The sequence below is a fragment of the Mycolicibacterium elephantis DSM 44368 genome (assembly GCF_004014805.1).
GTDB classification, from domain to species: domain Bacteria; phylum Actinomycetota; class Actinomycetes; order Mycobacteriales; family Mycobacteriaceae; genus Mycobacterium; species Mycobacterium elephantis.
In genome coordinates, this window is the sequence record NZ_ATDN01000007.1 from 80,439 (window position 1) to 98,226 (window position 17,788).

17 protein-coding genes are annotated in these 17,788 nt (G+C 66.4%); 3 read left to right on the top strand and 14 right to left on the bottom strand.

Annotated features, from left to right (window positions below):
* Nucleotides 1-11 precede the first annotated feature (11 nt).
* The 10 genes from MELE44368_RS06800 to MELE44368_RS06845 all read right to left on the bottom strand — a co-directional run bounded on the left by MELE44368_RS06800 (nucleotide 12) and on the right by MELE44368_RS06845 (nucleotide 11,186).
* Nucleotides 12-1,385 carry an MCE family protein gene (locus tag MELE44368_RS06800; RefSeq protein WP_128107806.1) on the bottom strand — a complete coding sequence of 458 codons (1,374 nt, stop codon included), beginning with the start codon at nucleotides 1,383-1,385 and terminating at the stop codon, nucleotides 12-14.
* A gap of 1 nt (nucleotide 1,386) precedes the next feature.
* A complete protein-coding gene (locus MELE44368_RS06805; protein ID WP_064890835.1) occupies nucleotides 1,387-2,544 on the bottom strand; it encodes a virulence factor Mce family protein in 1,158 nt (385 codons plus the stop codon).
* Nucleotides 2,541-3,803, bottom strand: a complete 1,263-nt coding sequence (locus tag MELE44368_RS06810; protein ID WP_264032268.1) for a virulence factor Mce family protein — start codon at nucleotides 3,801-3,803, stop codon at nucleotides 2,541-2,543. The genes MELE44368_RS06805 and MELE44368_RS06810 overlap by 4 nt, the downstream gene beginning before the upstream one ends.
* Entirely contained in the window at nucleotides 3,800-5,032 is a 1,233-nt protein-coding gene (locus tag MELE44368_RS06815; RefSeq protein ID WP_128107807.1) for an MCE family protein, read from the bottom strand. The genes MELE44368_RS06810 and MELE44368_RS06815 overlap by 4 nt, the downstream gene beginning before the upstream one ends.
* Entirely contained in the window at nucleotides 5,029-6,054 is a 1,026-nt protein-coding gene (locus tag MELE44368_RS06820) for a virulence factor Mce family protein (protein WP_128107808.1), read from the bottom strand. The genes MELE44368_RS06815 and MELE44368_RS06820 overlap by 4 nt, the downstream gene beginning before the upstream one ends.
* Nucleotides 6,055-6,082: 28 nt before the next feature.
* Nucleotides 6,083-7,444 carry an MCE family protein gene (locus tag MELE44368_RS06825; protein ID WP_046751005.1) on the bottom strand — a complete coding sequence of 454 codons (1,362 nt, stop codon included), beginning with the start codon at nucleotides 7,442-7,444 and terminating at the stop codon, nucleotides 6,083-6,085.
* Nucleotides 7,445-7,448: 4 nt separating this feature from the next.
* On the bottom strand, nucleotides 7,449-8,303 hold the full coding sequence (locus tag MELE44368_RS06830; protein ID WP_046751004.1) for an ABC transporter permease: 855 nt from the start codon (nucleotides 8,301-8,303) through the stop codon (nucleotides 7,449-7,451).
* A 7-nt stretch (nucleotides 8,304-8,310) separates the two neighbouring features.
* Entirely contained in the window at nucleotides 8,311-9,084 is a 774-nt protein-coding gene (locus MELE44368_RS06835; protein WP_046751003.1) for an MlaE family ABC transporter permease, read from the bottom strand.
* Between the two features lie 456 nt (nucleotides 9,085-9,540).
* Nucleotides 9,541-9,954 carry a nuclear transport factor 2 family protein gene (locus tag MELE44368_RS06840; RefSeq protein WP_179962020.1) on the bottom strand — a complete coding sequence of 138 codons (414 nt, stop codon included), beginning with the start codon at nucleotides 9,952-9,954 and terminating at the stop codon, nucleotides 9,541-9,543.
* Complete coding sequence (locus MELE44368_RS06845; RefSeq protein WP_128107809.1) at nucleotides 9,951-11,186, bottom strand: cytochrome P450; 1,236 nt, start codon at nucleotides 11,184-11,186, stop codon at nucleotides 9,951-9,953. The genes MELE44368_RS06840 and MELE44368_RS06845 overlap by 4 nt, the downstream gene beginning before the upstream one ends.
* Before the next feature lie 125 nt (nucleotides 11,187-11,311).
* Here MELE44368_RS06845 and MELE44368_RS06850 point away from each other — a divergent pair, with 125 nt between their 5' ends.
* The 3 genes from MELE44368_RS06850 (at nucleotide 11,312) to MELE44368_RS06860 (ending at nucleotide 14,323) form a co-directional block, all read left to right on the top strand.
* A complete protein-coding gene (locus MELE44368_RS06850; RefSeq protein WP_128107810.1) occupies nucleotides 11,312-12,487 on the top strand; it encodes a LuxR C-terminal-related transcriptional regulator in 1,176 nt (391 codons plus the stop codon).
* A 173-nt stretch (nucleotides 12,488-12,660) separates the two neighbouring features.
* A complete protein-coding gene (locus MELE44368_RS06855) occupies nucleotides 12,661-13,053 on the top strand; it encodes an SgcJ/EcaC family oxidoreductase (RefSeq protein WP_128107811.1) in 393 nt (130 codons plus the stop codon).
* Nucleotides 13,054-13,138: 85 nt separating this feature from the next.
* A complete protein-coding gene (locus MELE44368_RS06860) occupies nucleotides 13,139-14,323 on the top strand; it encodes a TetR/AcrR family transcriptional regulator (protein ID WP_128107812.1) in 1,185 nt (394 codons plus the stop codon).
* A 6-nt stretch (nucleotides 14,324-14,329) separates the two neighbouring features.
* Here the strand turns inward: MELE44368_RS06860 and MELE44368_RS06865 are convergent, their stop codons facing one another.
* Genes MELE44368_RS06865 through MELE44368_RS06880 form a run of 4 tightly spaced genes read right to left on the bottom strand, consistent with a single transcriptional unit; the run spans nucleotide 14,330 to nucleotide 17,774 of the window.
* The gene (locus MELE44368_RS06865) at nucleotides 14,330-15,100 is read right to left on the bottom strand and encodes an SDR family oxidoreductase (RefSeq protein WP_128107813.1); all 771 of its coding nucleotides are present in this window, start codon (nucleotides 15,098-15,100) and stop codon (nucleotides 14,330-14,332) included.
* A gap of 27 nt (nucleotides 15,101-15,127) precedes the next feature.
* Nucleotides 15,128-16,210, bottom strand: coding sequence for a 3,4-dihydroxy-2-butanone-4-phosphate synthase (locus tag MELE44368_RS06870; RefSeq protein ID WP_128107814.1), 1,083 nt, complete (start codon nucleotides 16,208-16,210; stop codon nucleotides 15,128-15,130).
* On the bottom strand, nucleotides 16,207-16,719 hold the full coding sequence (locus MELE44368_RS06875) for a flavin reductase family protein (RefSeq protein ID WP_128107815.1): 513 nt from the start codon (nucleotides 16,717-16,719) through the stop codon (nucleotides 16,207-16,209). Before MELE44368_RS06875 ends, MELE44368_RS06870 begins: the two co-directional genes overlap by 4 nt.
* Complete coding sequence (locus MELE44368_RS06880) at nucleotides 16,716-17,774, bottom strand: alpha/beta fold hydrolase (protein WP_064890908.1); 1,059 nt, start codon at nucleotides 17,772-17,774, stop codon at nucleotides 16,716-16,718. Before MELE44368_RS06880 ends, MELE44368_RS06875 begins: the two co-directional genes overlap by 4 nt.
* Between the last annotated feature and the right edge of the window lie 14 nt (nucleotides 17,775-17,788).

Sequence of the window (17,788 nt, forward strand, 5' to 3'; positions counted from 1 at the left end):
TCGCGCCGATATCAGGGCGGCAGCAGCATGTCCTGCCACGACTTGTCCGCGGGCGCTTGCGCCGCCGGGTCGTATTCGACGGCGGCCACCGGCGGTGGCGGACTCTTGGGCGCCGGCGGCAGCTGCGGCACGGGTTGGCCCGACAGCGTGGCGTTCGGGTCGCCCTTCCAGTTGAACCCCTCGTTGAGCGGCACGTACTCTTCGTCGCTCTCGCAGAACGCGACCGTGGCCGCGCGCTTGCCGGGCACCGTCTCACACGGAATGTTGCGCGCGCCACGCACATTGAACTGCGAATCCTGCGGCACCCGGCAGTAGAGGTCACCGGCAGGCCGCTCCGGGTAATCCTCCTGCGCGGGAACCCGCCGCTGTTGGGCGGGCAGGAAACCGGTGGTGCACGGCGGCGGCAGGTTGAGGTTCAGGTTGAAGCTCAGGTACTGGCCTTTGTAGTCCTGCTTGGTGTTGAGGTTGCCGAGGACGCCTGCTTGATCGGCTTGGATGGCTTGCGGGAACACCACGAGCAATTGCTCGATGTCGTTCTGGTAGGCGAGCGCGACCTGCCCCACCGTGACGAGGTTGGCCATCAGGATCGGCAGCGTGGGCGACAGCCGGTCCACCAGTTGGCGTCCCTGCGCGGCCGCCGGTCCGCCCTCGTCTATCACGCCCGCGACCGCCTGGTCGTGGTCACGCAGTTGGTCGGTCACCGCGGCCAATCGGGCCGCCCACGCCGTGATCGCGCCGGAGGAGTCGGACTGCGAGTCCAGCACCGGCCGGGCTTGATCGATCAGCGTCGTCAGCGCGTCCAGGTTCTCGCGGGCGTCGCTCGCAAGCGTGGTCGTTCCCTTCACGATGCGGGACAGTTCGGGACCGAGCCCGCCGACGGCGGTGTACGACTCATCGATGACGGTCTGGAGGTTGTCCCGAGGTATCGCGTGCAGGCCTTCGTTTGCGGCGGCGAGCAGTGTGTTGATATCGGGTGGAACGGACGTGTCGGCGAGCGGAATCACGTCGCCGTTCTTCAGTGGCGGCGCGGAGCCGTTGCGCGGCAACAGGAGTACGTAGGACTCGCCGACCGCCGACTGGCTGTGCACCTGCGCTTCGAGGTCCGACGGTATGTCGATCCCCGAGTTCAGCGACAACACCGCCTCAACGCCGCTGTCGGACAGCCGCACCGACCGCACCTGGCCGACTTTCGTGCCCCGATAGGTGACGTTGGCGGTTTCGTAGAGCCCACCGGATTTCGGTAGTTCGAGCGTCACCGTGTACTGGCCGACACCGAACATGGTGGCGGGCAGTCTCATGAAGTGCAGCGTCATCAACGCGACCGCGCCGACCGCGACCACCGCGAAGATGGCCAACTGTATTTGAACCCGTCGATTCACTCGCATGTCACGGCCCCTGATCCCACCGATAGGGGATGGCGAGCGGGTTGCCTTGGTGGTGGGGTCCGCCCGCCATGCAGGGGCTGGGGAACTGCCCGATGGTTCGGCCCCACTGCAACTCCAGTTCGGTCAGGTCACACTCCCACCGGGTGCCGGTGAACAACCCCTGATCGATCCGGCTCAGCGTGAGGTCGACGATCGCGGTCAGGTTGGCGTAGTCGCCGCGTTGGAAGTTCTCGAAGGTCTCGTTCGGAAAGGGGAAGGTCGCCAACAGGCTGAGGGACCGCGTGAGGCTGGTGCCGGCGTTGGCCAGCGACTCCAGGACGGGGCCGACGTCGTGTAGCTCCCGGACCAGGTTCTCCTTCGTCTGGTTGACCGAATCAACCGTCAGCGCACTGAATTTGGCGAGACCGTCGGCCGCTGCCACCAGGTTGTCCCGCTCGGCGTTGAGCACCTCGAGCGCATCCGGAACGGTGGCCAGAGCCCGGTCCAGCACCGGCTGCTGTGCGGCGAACCGTCCGACCAGACGGTTCAGGCTGTCGGTGGCGGCGATGATGTCGTCCATTTGGTGGTTGAGGTGGCCGGTGAATACGTTCAACTGCTCGATCACGCTTCGCACATCCTGCTCACGGTCCCGAAACGCGGTCGAGAGCGCTTCGGCGATGTCGTGCACCTGGCCGACGCCGCCGCCGTTGAGCACCATCGACAACGCCGCCAACGTCTGCTCGGTGCTCGGATAGCTGCCGCCGCGCGACAGCGGAATCAGCGAGCCGTCGTGCAACCTGCCCGTCGGCGGTTCGTCGGTCGGCGGCGCGAGTTCGATGTGCAGCGAACCGAGCAGGCTGGTGGCGCCGATCTTGGCGGTGGCATTGGCGGGCAGCTCGACGTCGCCGTTGAGCCTCATGGTCACCAGGGCGTGCCAATCCTGGCGTTCGATTCTCGAGACATGCCCGACGGGGACATCCGCCACGCGGACCCGGGAATTCGGTTGCAGATTATTGACGTCGGGCAGTTGGGCCTGGACCTCGAACGAGTTGGGCCCCTTGCCCTGCACGCCCGGCAGCGGCAGCGAGTTGAGCCCCTGCCAGCCGCAGCCGGTCGCGGCCAGCAATGTCAGGACCGTGAGCACGATCGCTGCCGTGCGGTGTGTGCGCCGCGGTGTCATGACCCACCGCCATGAGGCACCATCATCCCCTGCAGGCCGTCAGCTGGGTCGGCGGCGACCGTCTCGGCGGGCGGCTCAGACACCGGTGTCGGAACGTGGTCGGGTCGCATCCAGTCCTCGCTGTAGGTGACCTCGTTCGGCCGCGCCTGCGCGCCGACGAACGGATTCAGCCCCAACGGAGGGAAGTTGTACTGGCGGTTCTTCACGATGGGCGCCAGATACTGCGCGCACAGCTTCGCCGATTGCTCGCCCCCCAGCCGGGACGCGGATTGGATTGCGCCACATAGGAAAGACACCGGGTTGGCGAAGTTGTTGACGGCGAGCGCACCGGTCATCGACCCGTTGGCGGGCTCGTACATGTTGTTGAAGTTCTGCAAGACGGTCGGGGCGATGTGCAGTGTCTGCTTGATGTCGTCGATGCTGTCGACGAGTGCACCGGTGATCGACGTCAACCTGTCCGACGCGGTGCCGATCACCTCGGTGTGTTCGGCGGCGAAGTCGCGCACGTCAACGACCACGGCGTTCAGTTCCTCGGCGGCGCGGCCCACCTTGTCCGGGTCGTCGGCGAGCACCGCCGACACGGCGGCGAGGTTGTGGTTGAGCTGTTCGAGCAGATCGGCACTGTCGCGCAGCGCGGAGACCAACGTGGCGAGGTTCTTGGTCGTGGCGAAGACGTCGTCGCTCTGATCGGCGAGGGTCGTCACCGTGCGCGACAGTTTGACGATGGCGTCGCGGATGGTGGGCCCTTGTCCGCGCACGTTGTCCGCGGCGGTGTTGATGAGGGCTCCGAGCGTGCTCACGCCGCCAGGCTCAGTGGGTTTCAACAGTTCCGTCACCCGCTCGAGTTGCGTGCGCAGGTCGTCCCACTCGACCGGCACCGCGGTGCGGTCGAGCGGGATCACCGCGCCGTCGCCGAGCGTGGGTCCCCCGCGATAGGGCGGTACCAGCTGGATGGCCCGACCCGTCACCAGCTGGGGTGACAGGATCACCGCCTTGGCGTCGGCGGGAACCCGGTACTTGCTGTCGATCGAGAAGGAGACCTTGGCCTGCTCGGGCTGCGGCTCGATCTTCTCGACCTTGCCGACCGACACGCCCCGGATCCACACATGGTCACCGGCGAACAGCCCGGTGGTGGTTTCGAAGTAGGCGACCACCGTCATTCGCGCGTTCCGATCGGGCAACCGCGCGGCCGTGAAGAGACCCGCACCGAGCATGAGCACAAGGGCGAGCGCCAACGGGCTCCGCCATTGGCGCGTCACGGCTGTGCTCCCGGCTGTGGCGCCGGCGGCCCCGGTGGCGGACCGCCGGGAGGTGGTGGCGGCGGCGGTTCGCGATAGGGGTATCGCGGATCGCCGGGCTTGCCGGTGATCGCATCGGGCAACGTCAGCCTCGGCTCGCCGCCCTGACCGGTCCGCGGATACGGCATCGGCAGCGCCGGGGTCCCGGGCTGGCCGATCTGCGGATCGGTCAACTCGGAGGGCAACAACGTGGCCGGGTCCAGTCCGAGGTCGGAGAAGGCGGCATCAACGAACGGCTGGACGAACTGACCCGGAAGCAGGTTGGCCACATATGCCTTGAAAAACGGCCCGGAGGACAGTGATTCACCGAGCGACATCACGTAGGTGTTGATCAGCTTGATGGCCTGCTGCAGCCGCTCCTTGCGGTCGTCGACGATCTCGAGTACCCCGTTGAGCTTGTCCAGCGCCGGCTTCAGCTGCGCTCGGTTCTCGGAGATGAACGCCTTCAGCTGTTTTGACACCGCCGAGATGTTTCCCCATATCTGATCCAGTGCCGCGCTCTGCGTGCGCAGTTGCGCCAGCAGCGCATTGGTGTCGCGCACCAGGCCCGCGATCTGGTCCGCGCGATTGGCGAGCACCGACGTCGCCGCGGCGGCGTTCTTGAGCAGGCTGCGCAGCTGCGCGTCGCGGGAGTCGAGCGTCTTCGCGAGGCGAGACACCCCGGCCACCGCCTCCCGCAGGGCAGGCGGTGTGTCAGAGAAGGTCTGCGCCAACGTCGCCAACGAGTCCGACAACTGGTTGGTGTTCACCCCGCTGATCGTGGTCGCCAGATCACCCAGGGCGTCCGGCAACTGATACGGCGACGTCGTCCGATCGAGCGGAATGGCACCCTCGAGCCGGCCGTCCCCGCGCGGCGTCACATCGACGATCTTGGCGCCCAGCAGGCTCTTGGTCTTGATCGCGGCCTCGGTGCGCGACCCCATCCGGACGTCCTCACCGATCTTGAAGGTGACCAGTACGCCGGCCGGCTCCAGGTCGATGCTCAGCACGTTGCCCACCGGATAACCGGAGACTTCGACCACGGCACCGTTTCTCAGCCCGCTGGCGTCGGCGAAATAGGCCGAGTAGACCTCCCCGGTGCTGAGAAAGGGCAGCCGTTGGTATTGAAGCGCCGCCACCACGACCGCGGACACGGCGAGCACACCGATGCCGCCGATCAGTATCGGATTGCGTTCCGCGAACGACTTCACTTGGGCGCGCACCTCCCGGTGCTCTGACCAACCACCTTCACGTACACAGGCTGTCCCCCTTTGCCGTTGAGTTTCAGCACCACGTCGCACAGGTAGAAGCTGAAGTAGTCGCCGTACATCCCCTGCCGGACCAGCGCCCGGTACTTGTCCGGCAGGGTGTTGATCAGGTTGTCGAGGTAGTCGCGGTCCGCCATCGCGATCTCGGCCACGCGGTCGGTCTCCTGCACCACCTTCCGGAACGGCGCCCGCGACTTGGCCAACAGGTCGGCGAGCGAGCCTGCAGCGGCGTTGGTGTGGGCCACCGCGTTGGAGACGTGGGTTCGGCGCTCCGCCAGCCGATTGATCAGCTCAGAGAGCGAAGCCACCGCCGTGTCGAGTCGATCGCTCTGCCCACCAAGGGATCCCAGCACGACGTTGAGGTTGTCGATGACCTGCCCGATCAACACATCGCGATCGGCCAACGCGTTGGTCAGCACCGCTGCTTGGTCGAGAAACGACCCGATGGCCGGCCCCTGTCCTTGAAATGCCGCGATCAACTCCTCGCTGAGGCTGTTGACCTGCTCCGGATCGAGGGCTCGAAACAGCGGTTTGAACCCGCCGATCACCGCGTCCAGGTCCAGCGCCGGTTCGGTGCGGGTCGGCGGGATGGTCTGCCCGGGCTGTAGCGCCTTGGTGCCACCGGCCCCCTCCGTCAACGCGAGGTAGCGGTCACCAATCAGGTTGTCGTACCGGATCACCGCACGTGAGCCTTCGGTGAGAACCACCGACTTGTCTACCGAGAATCCCACCCGCACCGTCGCATCGGGGTTGATCGAGATGTCATTGACCTTGCCCACCTCCACCCCGGCGATCCGTACGGTCGTCCCTTTCCGCAGATTCGAGACGTTGGTGAACTCGGCGTAGTAGCCGTCGCCCGAGCCGAAGCGGAACTCTCCGAAGGTCACCAGCAGTAGGAACCCGACGAGCGAGCAGGCGGTCAGCCAGACGGCAAACCGCCAGATCACGCCCTTTAGGCTACTCACGTTCTCTCCCTTGCGATTTCAGGTTGGTCTATGGCGGGTTAGCGCCCATTGGTGTGGGATTCGGTTCCGGCGGTGGCACTCCCGGCCACAGAGGCGTCCCGTCGGGTCCGTACCACGGCGCGCCGTATGGCGGCGCCCCGGGAGCGGTGATCGGGCCGATCGCCGGACCCGGGATGCATTGCCGGATGCTGGGGGGTTCCGGCACCGCACGGGTCACCGGCAGGTAGTTCGCCCAACAGGGATGTCCGATACCGGGATTGGGCCGGATGTCCAGGCCTGTGCCCCAACCGGTATTGGTGATGAGCTGGCGCACCGGGAAGTTCTTGGTCGCATCCGGAAGCGAACCGCATCCGGGTTGCCCGCCGGGTCCGCCCTTGGCCGCGACGATCGGCAGATGTTCCGGATAGGTGTAGGCGTCGTTCCCCAGCAACAGGGCGACATCCAGTTGCAGGGTGCGGCCGTCGCCGCCCCACGCCGCGTAGCCCCCGTTCTCCAGATACCATGTCGCTCCCTGCAGGAAGCAGGTGTACACGGGGTTGTGGTGGAGCAGCAGACCCGTGGTGGGCTGCAGGGTGTTGACGGCGTCGACGAAGTCGTCCTTGCTCGTGACGAGCAGGTTGGTGCCGGCTTCGGTGAAGCCGACCACGTTGAGCAGCAACGCATCCAGTGCGCTTTCGTGCTCGGTGACGGTGGTGCTCGTCGTGCTGACGGCATCCAGGATGGCGACGATGTCTTCGGCGGCGTCGTCGTAGGTGTCGGTGAAGTTCTTCAACGAGCGCCAGTTGGCGCCGATGGTCTCGCTGCGTTCGTTGAGGGCCAGCAGCACCTGGTTGAGATCGGTGATGGACTGCCCCATCCGTTCACCCTGTCCACGGACCCCGTCGGCCACGGCGGTCAGCACCGCGTTCAGCTTCAGCGGATCGATCATGTCGAGTAGGTCGACGACGTTCTCGAACACGGTGTTGACCTCCGTGCTGACCCGGTCCGCATGCAACACCGCACCTGCGGTCAGCCGTTCGGGGCTCGGATCCGACGGATACACCAGCTCAACGAATTTCGTTCCGAACGCGGTGGTCGCGCTGATCTGGGCCGTGACGTTCGCCGGGATGTAGCGGACCTGGTCGGGGTCGAGTTCCAGCTTCAGGCTCGTCCGGTTCTCGTCGTTGCTCAACCTGCTGACACGGCCGACCCGCACCCCGCGCAGCATCACGTCGGCGTCGGTCTCCATCACCAGCCCCGCGCGTTCTGAGGTGAGCGTGACTCCCACGTAGGACCGGAACGTGCCCCGGAAGGCCGCCGTGGACCCGAACAGGAACACCGCGATCACCGCAAGCAGGATCAACGTCCACCACCCGGTGGAGACGCGGTGTGTTCCTGCCCTGCGGTTCATGTCCCTATGCCGCCAGGTGGAAGTTGCCGGACTGGCCGTAAATCGCCAGCGTCATAACCACAATCAGCAGCGACGCGACGACCATCGACGCCCGCACCGCCCGGCCGACCGCCTCCCCCACCCCTGAGGGCCCGCCGCTCGCCGTGTAGCCGTAGTAGGTGCACATCAGCATGATCATCAGTGCCACCGCGGCGACTTCCCCGATCGACCACAGCACGTCGGTGGGGTGGAGATAGGTGTAGAAGTAGTGGTCGTAGACGCCGGACCCCTGTCCGTAGATGGCGGTGGTGCCGACGCGGGCGGCGAGGTACGCCGTCATCAGGCCGACACAGAAGAGCGGCACCGCCACGATCACGCCGGCCAGCACCCGGGTCGATGCGAGGTAGCTGACGCTGCGGATGCCGATCGCCTCCAGGGCGTCGATCTCCTCGTTGATCCGCATGGCCCCCAATTGCGCGGTGCTGCCGGCGCCGACGGTGGCCGCCAACGCGACCATCACCGTGCCCGGCTGGATTTCGCGCGTGTTGAAGAAGGCGGATGCGAAGCCCGTGAGGGCCTCCACCCCCACGGATGCCAGTTGGTTGTAGCCCTGCACCGCGACGATCGCACCGGTGGTGATCGTCAGGAACGCCACAATCACCACCGTGCCGCCGATCACCGCGAGCGCGCCGCTGCCGAGGCCCATCTGTGCGATCACCCGCAGCAGTTCGCTGCGGTAGTTGACTACGGCGTCGGGGATTCCGGCCAATGTGGTGGCGTAGAACCGGGTTTGGGCACCGATGCGGTGCCATTCGCCGACTGCGCTGTTGCCCAGTCGTCGCAGCCGCGGATGAAGCGTGCTCGGAACACCGACTGTCATGGGCCACTCACCTCACCATGAACGGGACGCCGATGGCGGTGACGATGATGTTGGTCAGGAACAGGACAATGAATGCGAACACCACCGTTTCGTTCACCGCCCGACCCACACCTGCCGGGCCGCCGCCCACTGAAACTCCCTGATAGCAGGCGATCAGGCCCGCCGCCAATCCGAACAGTGTCGCCTTGATCATCGAGATGATGACGTCCGCGAGATGCGTCATCGTCGTCAACCCCGCGACCCACGCACCGGCCGAGACGTCCATCAGATACACCGAACACACGAACGCACCCACCAGGCCGGTCACGATCAGCACCGAATTCAGCGCCAGCGACACCGTGGTCGCCGCGAGCACCCGGGGAACGACCAGCGCTTGAATTGGATTGATTCCCATCACCCGCAGCGCATCGAGTTCCTCCCTGATCGTGCGCGCGCCCAGATCGGCGCACATCGCGGTGGCGCCGGCACCGGCGACCACCAACACCGTCACGATCGGACCGCTTTGGGACACAGTGAAAATCGCCGCACCCGTGCCGGAGAAATCGGCGGCACCGATGTCGGACAACAGGACGTTGAACAGAAATCCCGAGATGACAGCCCACGGGATCGTCATCAGCAGCCCCGGGAGGGTCGACACCCGCGCCACGAACCAGCACTGGATCAGGTACTCGCGCCATGCCAGCGGTGCCCGGAACATCATCACAAAGGTGTCCATGGACATCGCGAAGAAGCCACCGACCGCACGCACCGGCCTGGCCATCGCCTGGGTGTCGATCACCATCGCTCTGCGCACCCCATGACATCGAGGTTCTGCCGTCGGGCGGTTTTGCTCACGCTGGTCCTCCAGGCAGCTGGAACTCGACGTGTGACGGTGAAGAGCGTACGCGCCTCCAGGCCATGATGTCCATAGCTAATACGCCTCACATGGTCGTCACAATTTGTAAATCGCGATGATATCGACGTTTTTTATTCAGTCAAGTATCTTCTTGATACCGTCGAACCCGCACCTAAGCGCCTGTTGGCGAAGGTGATGGCGCCAACCGCGCGCCGACCGGTGCGCGGATGGCAGCATTCGCCGTGCACCACGGGTTTCTTCAGCGCGAGGCACACGATCACGCTATCGGCGCTCGGTGCCCGGGGACTGCTCCAGCAAGGGAGATAAACGTCGCCCGTTCGAGACAACCTCAAGCCGGCGCGGCATTTGCCCGGTCCTGCAGATCACGGTCGGCGGCGGTGCTCATCGGCTGAACGCCTCCTGGGTCAGGGCGGAGTTCATGAAGTCGCGGAAATGCAGCCACCGGCCCTCACGAAGGGTGATGATGTGCGCGAACTCCGATTGCCACTCGTACCCGGTCTCGATCCTGCGGAACCGCTGCCGACCCCAGACGGCGAGGTCGTCACCCTGTGCGATGAACTTCCACGGTTCCATCTCGACGATCTCGATGTTCTGGCCGACCCTGGCGAAGAACGTCATCGCCTCGGTGATGCCGTGGTAGTCACCGGCGTACGGGATCTTCTCGGTGCCGTAATAGGTGATACGCACCTCCGGGTCGAGATGCCGAAGCGCGGTGTCCAGGTCGCCCGCGGGCACGGCGGCATAGATGGCCTTCGTCGCCTCGATGTTGCGGGCCTGTTCGCTGATGGCGGTCATGACAGGCGAAGGGGTAGACGGACATACGCGTGTGTGAGCAGACTGGCGGTCTGCTTCGTCCCGGGATCATCGCTGAGCTCGATCCGCTGATAGCGGTCGAGTACCGCGTTGAGCATCGCGGTGACCTCCAAGCGCGCCAGCGAGGAACCGAGGCAGAAATGCAACCCGTGGCCGAACGAGAGCTGCCTTCGGAGATTCGGCCGGTCGATGTCGAGGCGCGCCGGGTTGGGGAACACCGCGGGATCGCGGTTGGCCGAGCCGAAGAACAGCGCCACCCACTCCCCCTCCCGAATCAGCTTGCCCCCCACTTCCACGTCGCGGGTGGCGATGCGGAACAGGCGCTGTGGTGGGCCGTCGCGCCGCATGGTCTCCTCGACGAAGGCCGGAAGCATCGACCGGTCTGCACGTATCCGCGCAGCGATCTCGGGCTCGCTCGCCAAGGCGTGCAACAGGTTGCCGATCAGAAAGGTCGTGGTCTCGCTGCCTGCGACCACCAACGTGACACAGAACCGGACGATCTCCTCCGGCGTCAGGCGTTCACCGTCGACTTCCGCGCGCAACAGCGCTGATATGAGGTCCTCGGCATCCTCGACATCCTCGCTCGCCCCCTGCGCGGCGATGATCGAGGAGTGCTCGGCGAGCCGGGCGGCAAAGGCCCCGACCATCTCTTGGTTGCTCGCCATCCGCTCTTCTGGCGTCAGCGCCGAACTCAGCATGAACGCGTTGGCCCAGTTCTTGAAACGGACGTGGTCGCCTTCCGGCAGACCCAGCAACCGGACCATGGCCCTGGTGGGAATCTCGGCGGCGAACGACATCACGTCCACTTCACCCTCGCCGAGATCGTCGAGCAAATGCGGAACCAGATCGGTGAGCCAGGGTTCCAGCCGACGGACACGGCGCGGAGAAAACGCCTGCGAGACCAACTTTCGCTCCACCTCGTGCTTTGGTGGATCGGTGTTGACCAGCATCAGGCTGGGCGCAGAAGAGGCCTCTTGCAGCGGGTCGCGCGACGAGAACGTGTCGCTGTCGCGCGCGGCTTCCCAGACCTGGTCGTAGCGGAAGAGGGCCCACGCGGTGACGGGTTCGTCGGCACCCGGCACGGTTCCCGGCGGCCAGTCACGGTAACCCGCGACCGGAGAGGAGGAGCGCAGCTGGTCGTACAAGGGATAAGGGTCGGCGATGCCCTGCGGCGTGGTGAGCACTTCGATCGCCGAAGCGGTGGAAGATGACATGCCCATCAGCCTCGGACAACCCGGACAGCAAAGCGATCCCCCGTTGGGGCACACTCCTGCCCCCGTAGGAGGGCAATTTGCGGTTCTGCCCGCAACACCGCCGTGGTCGGGAGAGAGTAGACGCCATGGAGATCGCCGACGGCACGCCCGATCCCGACGAGACGTTGGCCGGCCATCCGGGCTGGGCGTCGCGTCCGGCCAGGGAGAGCGATGCCGCCCGCCGCTACCGAGAGACGTTTGCGGATTGGAGTGTCGACCCCACAGACGATCCGATGGCCGTGGTGTCGGAGGCCATCGACACCAAAGCCAACGAGGTGCGCAACGCGTTGGAGGCGTGCGGCGACGACGAAGCGATCGCGGCGCTGGAGTCGGTGCTCGATTTCTGTTCGCTCGAGCGGGAGCTGATCGAGGACGGCGCACAACGACGCACCTTCGCGCTGTTGCAGGTCCAGGAGGCCTTGAGCAAGCTGCGGGTGGTCGATGACGTCGCAACGATCGTCGACCGGGCGCCGCGAGAGTTGGTGGAGTCGTGCGGATTTGACCGCGCGGTGCTGTTCCGCGTGCACGAGGGCAAGATGTTCATGGAGTCGGCGTACTTCGGCGAGGACCGCGAGGGCGCCGAGAAGATGGTCGCGTTCGCCCAATCCGTGGCCCCGCCGCTGGATCACATGTTGTTGGAGACGCAGATGATCCGCCGTCACGCGCCGGCGATCGTGCGTGACGCCCGCAACGACCCCCGCGTGAACAGGCCGATCGTCGACTTCTCGATGACCCATTCCTACGTGGCGGCACCGGTGATGCCGACGGGCAAGGTGATCGGCTTCCTACATGCCGACCGGCTGTACTCGGGCCGTCTGGTCGACGAGATCGATCGCGACACGGTGTGGGCGTTCGCGGAGGGATTCGGGTATGCCTACGAGCGCACCGTGCTGCTGGAGAGGATGCGCCGGCTACAGGCCGAGGTGCGCAACGCGCTGGCCTCCGCGGACGAGGCGGCCCGGGCGCTGCAGGACGCCGATCTGGACTTGCGCAAGATCGAACCGCTGGAGCACAGTCCCGCGGCGCGGTCGCTGGCCGAAGTTCACACCAGGGTGATGACGATGCTCACCCGCCGCGAGGTCGAGGTGCTGCGGTTGATGGCGGCCGGCCGCACCAACCAGCAGATCGCCGACGAGCTGGTGATCTCGGCAGGCACGGTCAAGTCGCACGTGAAGCGGGTGCTGCGAAAGCTTCACGCCACCAACCGCGCCGAGGCGGCGTCGGCCTACGTGCGGCTGGCCAGCGTACCCGACCGCGCCTGAACCGGGTCACCGCCAGCTTGGCGACCCTGAGCATTATGTCTATCGGCTATAGCTTCAATACCTGTAGGTTCTCCAGCGAAATGGCTTGAAATTGCCCATCTCGTGAATATTTATGTCTCTGGTGAGTACTATGGCTGCATGCCTGGCTGCGTAGATCTCTCACAGGAGGCTCGATGACCGACACCGCAGAGGCCACCGAGACGCTTGTCCGCGACTTCTTCGATGCTTGGCAAACAAGGGATCTCGACGCGATCTGCTCGGCGTTCGCCGATGACGCGGTGTGCCACAATGTGCCCGTGGACCCGGTCGTCGGGATCACCGCGATCCGGGAGATCTTTCAAGCGTTCCTGAACGCGTTCACCGAGGCCAAGCTCGACGTGGTCACGCTGGCCGCCAAACCCGGCCTGGCGCTCGCCGAGCGGGTGGACTACTTCACGCTCACCGGCGGCGGCAAGGTCGAACTGCCGGTGACGGGGGTGTTCGAGGTCGAGAACGGCAAGATCAAGCGCTTCAGCGACTACTTCGACCTCGCGGATTTCGAACGTCAGAGCGGGTTCAAACTGTAGGAAGTTGACGCTCAGCGACTTCTGGCAGGATTGAAGCCGCTCGCGTAGCGCCGGTTTCGAGAACGCGGAAGGGGGCCTGGCGGACATGGAACCCGTCGTCGGCACGGTCAAGCGCAGACCGAAGGATCGCAAGAAGCAGATCCTGCAGCAGGCGGTCCGGCTGTTCACCGAACGCGGCTTTCACTCGGTCAAGCTGGAGGACATCGCCGAGGCGGCCGGGGTCACGGCGCGCGCCCTGTACCGGCACTACGAGAACAAACAAGCGCTGCTCGCCGCGGCCATCATCACCGCGCAGGAGGAGTACCAGAGCGTCCGCGGCCGCGATGCGGGGTCGACGCGTCAACCGTTGAGTGACGAACTGCCCGACCTCATCGCCGCCGCCATCGCCACCCGCGCGCTGACGGTGTTGTGGCAGCGCGAGGCGCGCTACCTCAACGACGACGACCGGGCCCAGGTGCGCAACCGGATCAACACCATCGTCGCGGGCATGCAGGCCGGTGTCCGGCTGGAAGTGCCCGAGTTGAGCGACCGGCATTCCGAACTCCGCGCCTGGGCGGTGTCGAGCACCCTGACCAGTCTCGGCCGCCACTCCCTGACGCTGCCGCGCGATGAGCTCAAAGACCTTCTCTACCAAGCCTGTATGGCGGCCGCCCAAACGCCCCCCGTCAGCGACCTGACACCGGCCGACGTGCCGTCTCATCCCGAACGCGCATTGTTCTCCCGGCACGAGACACTGCTGGCGGCCGGTGCGCGGCTCTTCCGCGCGCAGGGGTATCCGGCGGTCAGCACGAGCGAGATCGGCAAGTCTGTCGGCATCGCGGGCCCGGGACTGTACCGGTCGTTCTCGTCGAAACAGGCGATCCTGGACACCCTGATCCGCCGGCTCGACGACTGGTGGACCCTGGAATGCGTGCGCGCGTTGCGGGCCGACGGTGACGAGGCCGCGACGCTGCGTCGGCTGGTCGCCGGACGGGTCCGGGTGTGCCTGGACGATCCGGACCTGGTGTCGGTGTCGATCACCGAACTCGCCCACGCCTCCGAAGAGGTGCGCGACGGCTTCCTGCGGAGCCAGGCGGATCGCGAGGCGGTGTGGACCGAGCTTGTCCGCAAGCTCGTGCCCGACACCACCACCGCGCAGGCGCGGCTGTTGGTGGCCGCGGCCGACAGCTTCGTCGACGACGTCGCCCGCACCTGGCACCTCACGCGCAATTCCGGTGTGGCCGAAGAGATCACCGCGCTGGCGATTGCCATCCTGACCAGTCGGCGCTGACCCGTTTCACCACAGCGCGGCGGCGGTGCCGCCGTCAGCGTACTGTGCGGTGCCGTTGACCATCGACGCGTCGTCGGACAGCAGGAACGCGACGACGCCCGCCATCTCCTCGGGTCCGGCCATCCGGCCCTGTAGCCGGCTGATCATGGTGTCGGCCCCGCCTTCACCGAGTGCCTCGTCGAAGGTCGTCATCGCGGTCCGCTGCATCGGGGTGTCGACGAACGCCGGCAGCACCGCGTTGGATCGCACGCCGGCCGACCGCAATTCGGCCGCGGTGATGCGGCTCAGATGGATGAGTCCGGCCTTCGTCATGCCGTATGCGGCGGTGCCCGCCGCGGCCACCACCCCGGCCAACGACGACATGTTGACGATGGCGCCACCACCCCGTTCGATCATCTTCGGCGCCGCGTGCTTGGTGCACAGCCAGGCGCCGCGCAGGTTCACGCGGACCACCCGATCGAAATCCTCGACCGTGGTGTCGAGTACCGAAGCGAAATGGACCACGCCGGCGTTGGCGACCAGCTTGTCGACGCCGCCGAACGCCGCCGTGCAGGCGTCGACCATGCCGATCACCTGCTGCTCGTCGCTGATGTCGACGCGATGCGCGACGGCGCCACCGCCGATCTTGGTCGCCGCGGCTTCGGCAGCCCCGCCGTCGATGTCCGCGCACAGCACCCGGCAACCCTCGGCGGCAAGACGTTCCGCGATCGCGAGGCCGATGCCCGCGCCCGCTCCTGTGACGATCGCGGCCTTGCCCGCGAGGTCTGGATATGTCATCGAACCACCTTGCTGTCGCTCCTCGTCTCAGCCCGCGACCCGGAGCCCGCGCTCGCGGATGGCCCCGAAGATAACCAGACCGAACCCGGGTGCATCATCGGCCAATCTGACGGTGTAGACACCGAGATCGCGCATAATCCACGCCACGGTCGCAGTCAGCTCTTCGGAATCGAGCTCATCGGCGTCCGTCAGACCGCAGGCGCGCATCGGGCCGGGCGGACGCAGGTAGATGACGACCCCGCCGTCCCCCGTCCGCATGTCGCTCAACGCGGTCCGCAGATCGGTGCCGCACCGGCAGGCGGTCGACCCGAACACGTCTGACGTCACACACTCGACGTGGACGTGCAGCGGAACCGGAACCCCGGGCCCGACGTCACCGACGATCAGGGCCAGGTGCTCACCGCCGCCGTGCACGTCACGGAACCCGATGGCGCGGAAGCCCTCCCCGCAATTGGGCAACACCGTCTCGGCCATTCGCTCGACCTGTGGCTCCACCCGCCGCCGATAGTTGACGAGCTCAGCGACGGAGACGACCGGCAACGCGTGCTCGAGCGCGAACTCGAGCAGCTCGCCGCCTCGCGCCATCGCGCTGGGCCGGTGGCGGGACACGATCTCGCACAGTCCCGCGGCGTGGCGTCGGCCGGCGAGGCGGGTGAGGTCGAGCGCCGCCTCGGCCGGACCGGGGCGGCCCAGCACGCCTGCCGTGGCCACCTCGACCGGAACCACATGCCCGGGCCGACGAAAGTCCGATGAATCAGAGCTTTTCGCCGCCAGCGCCGCGATGGTGGCCGCCCGGTCGGTCGCCGAGATCCCCGTGCCGGTCCCCCGCCAGTCGACCGTCACCCGGTGAGCGGCCGCGTCGGAGCGGTTCTCGCCGCGATGGCAAATCGGCGGGAGGTTCAACCGCTCACACTCGGCGGCGGGCAGCGCGATCCTGACATAGCCGGACGAGTGCCGAATCGTGAAGGCCAGCAATGTGGGCGTGGCCGCCTCGGCGGCGAACGCGAGATATCCCTCGTTGTCGTTCTCCGGTCCCGTCGTGATGACGACCGGCCGACCGCCGCCCACCGCTGTGATCGCGCGACGCACCCTGGTGTCCGTCGTCTTCATGTCCGCTCCAGCACGTCCGCGCCGGTGAGCCGGTGAAACCGACTGCCGTGGAACACAAGTGGCGGCATGCCGACGTTGGCGTCCAGGGCGCACACCTCGAGAACGGCGATCATGTGATCACCCGCGGCCACCTCGCTGCGCAGCAGGCATTCCAACCAGGCGCTGGCCTCCGGCACGATCACCGCTCCGGATGCCAGCCTGGTCCAAGGTACCCCAGCGAACCGGTCACCTTCTTTGCGTGAGAGAGTGCGGCACGCATCGCTGTGGTGTTCGGCCAGCACGCTCAGGCCCAGCCGCGCAGCCGCTTTCAACCGCGGCCATGTTCTGGAGTCGGTCTGCACGCAGATCGACACGAGTGGCGGGTCCACCGACACCGATGTGAACGAACTCGCTGCCATCCCCACCGGCTCACCGTCGACCATCGCGCACACCGCGGTCACCCCAGAGGGGTGGCAGCCGTACACCCGCCGCAGTTCGCGGCTGTCGATGGGCAGAGGCCGAAGTTTCACCAGTGCAGTCCTGTCAGGAATTCGAGCAGCAACCGGTTGGTCTCCTTGGGCTCCTCTTGTTGGATCCAGTGCCCGACGTCATCGATCATGTGGGTGCCGCAGTAGTTGGGCATCACCTCGTGCGCGCGTTCCACGGCCTCGGCGCCCCAGGTCGTGCCGACGTCGTACTGGCCCCCGATGAACAACGCCGGCGGTGTGAGCGGGGTGCCTTCCTGCTCGGCGAGGTCGCACCAGTCGTTGTCGATGTTGTGGTAGAAGCTCAGCGGCCCACCGAATCCGGACCGTTCGAATTCTTTCGTATAGAAGTCGAGGTCGGCGTCGGTGAACCACTCCGGCATGGTCTCGGGGTAGATGAACGCGTCCTTCAGGCGCGCCCCCTCCGGTAGGCACAGCGGTCCGGAGCGGATGACCTCGATGGGGTCCATCGACGCCAAATCGACACCGGCCGCCACCGCCGCCTGGGTGGCCGCGATCATCCCCTGGCCAGACACGGTGTAGGTCAGGCCGAGCAGCCAGCCCCGGAGGTCCTCTTCGATCTCGGCGATGATCGCGTCTTGTTCGCCGAAATAGTCCTGGTACCAGATCTTTCCGGGGCCGGCCAGCTCGAGATGGTAGTCCTTGGGCCTGCGCTCGCCGAACGGGCTGCCGGGCAGGCCGATCACCCCGCGGCCGGCGAACGGAACGCTGATACCCACGACGCCGCGGCAGCGGTCCGGATGCAGCCAGGCGAACGTCCACGCCACCGGCGCGCCCCAGTCGTGACCGACCACGACCGCCTGCTTCTCACCGTAGGCATCGAGAACTCCCACGATGTCGCCCACCAATTCCTTGATGCGGTAGGCCTTTTGCACCCGGTACTTCGACGAGCGCCCGTACCCGCGCTGGTCGATGGCCACCACCCGGTAGCCGGCGCCGGCCAGCGCGGGAATCTGGTGGCGCCACGAGTACCAGGACTCCGGAAAGCCGTGCACCAGGACCACCAGCGGTCCCTCGCCCTGCTCGACGGCGTGGATGCGGGTTCCTCGGCAGTCGAGCAACCGATGGGTTGGCGACATCTGCGACATCTGCG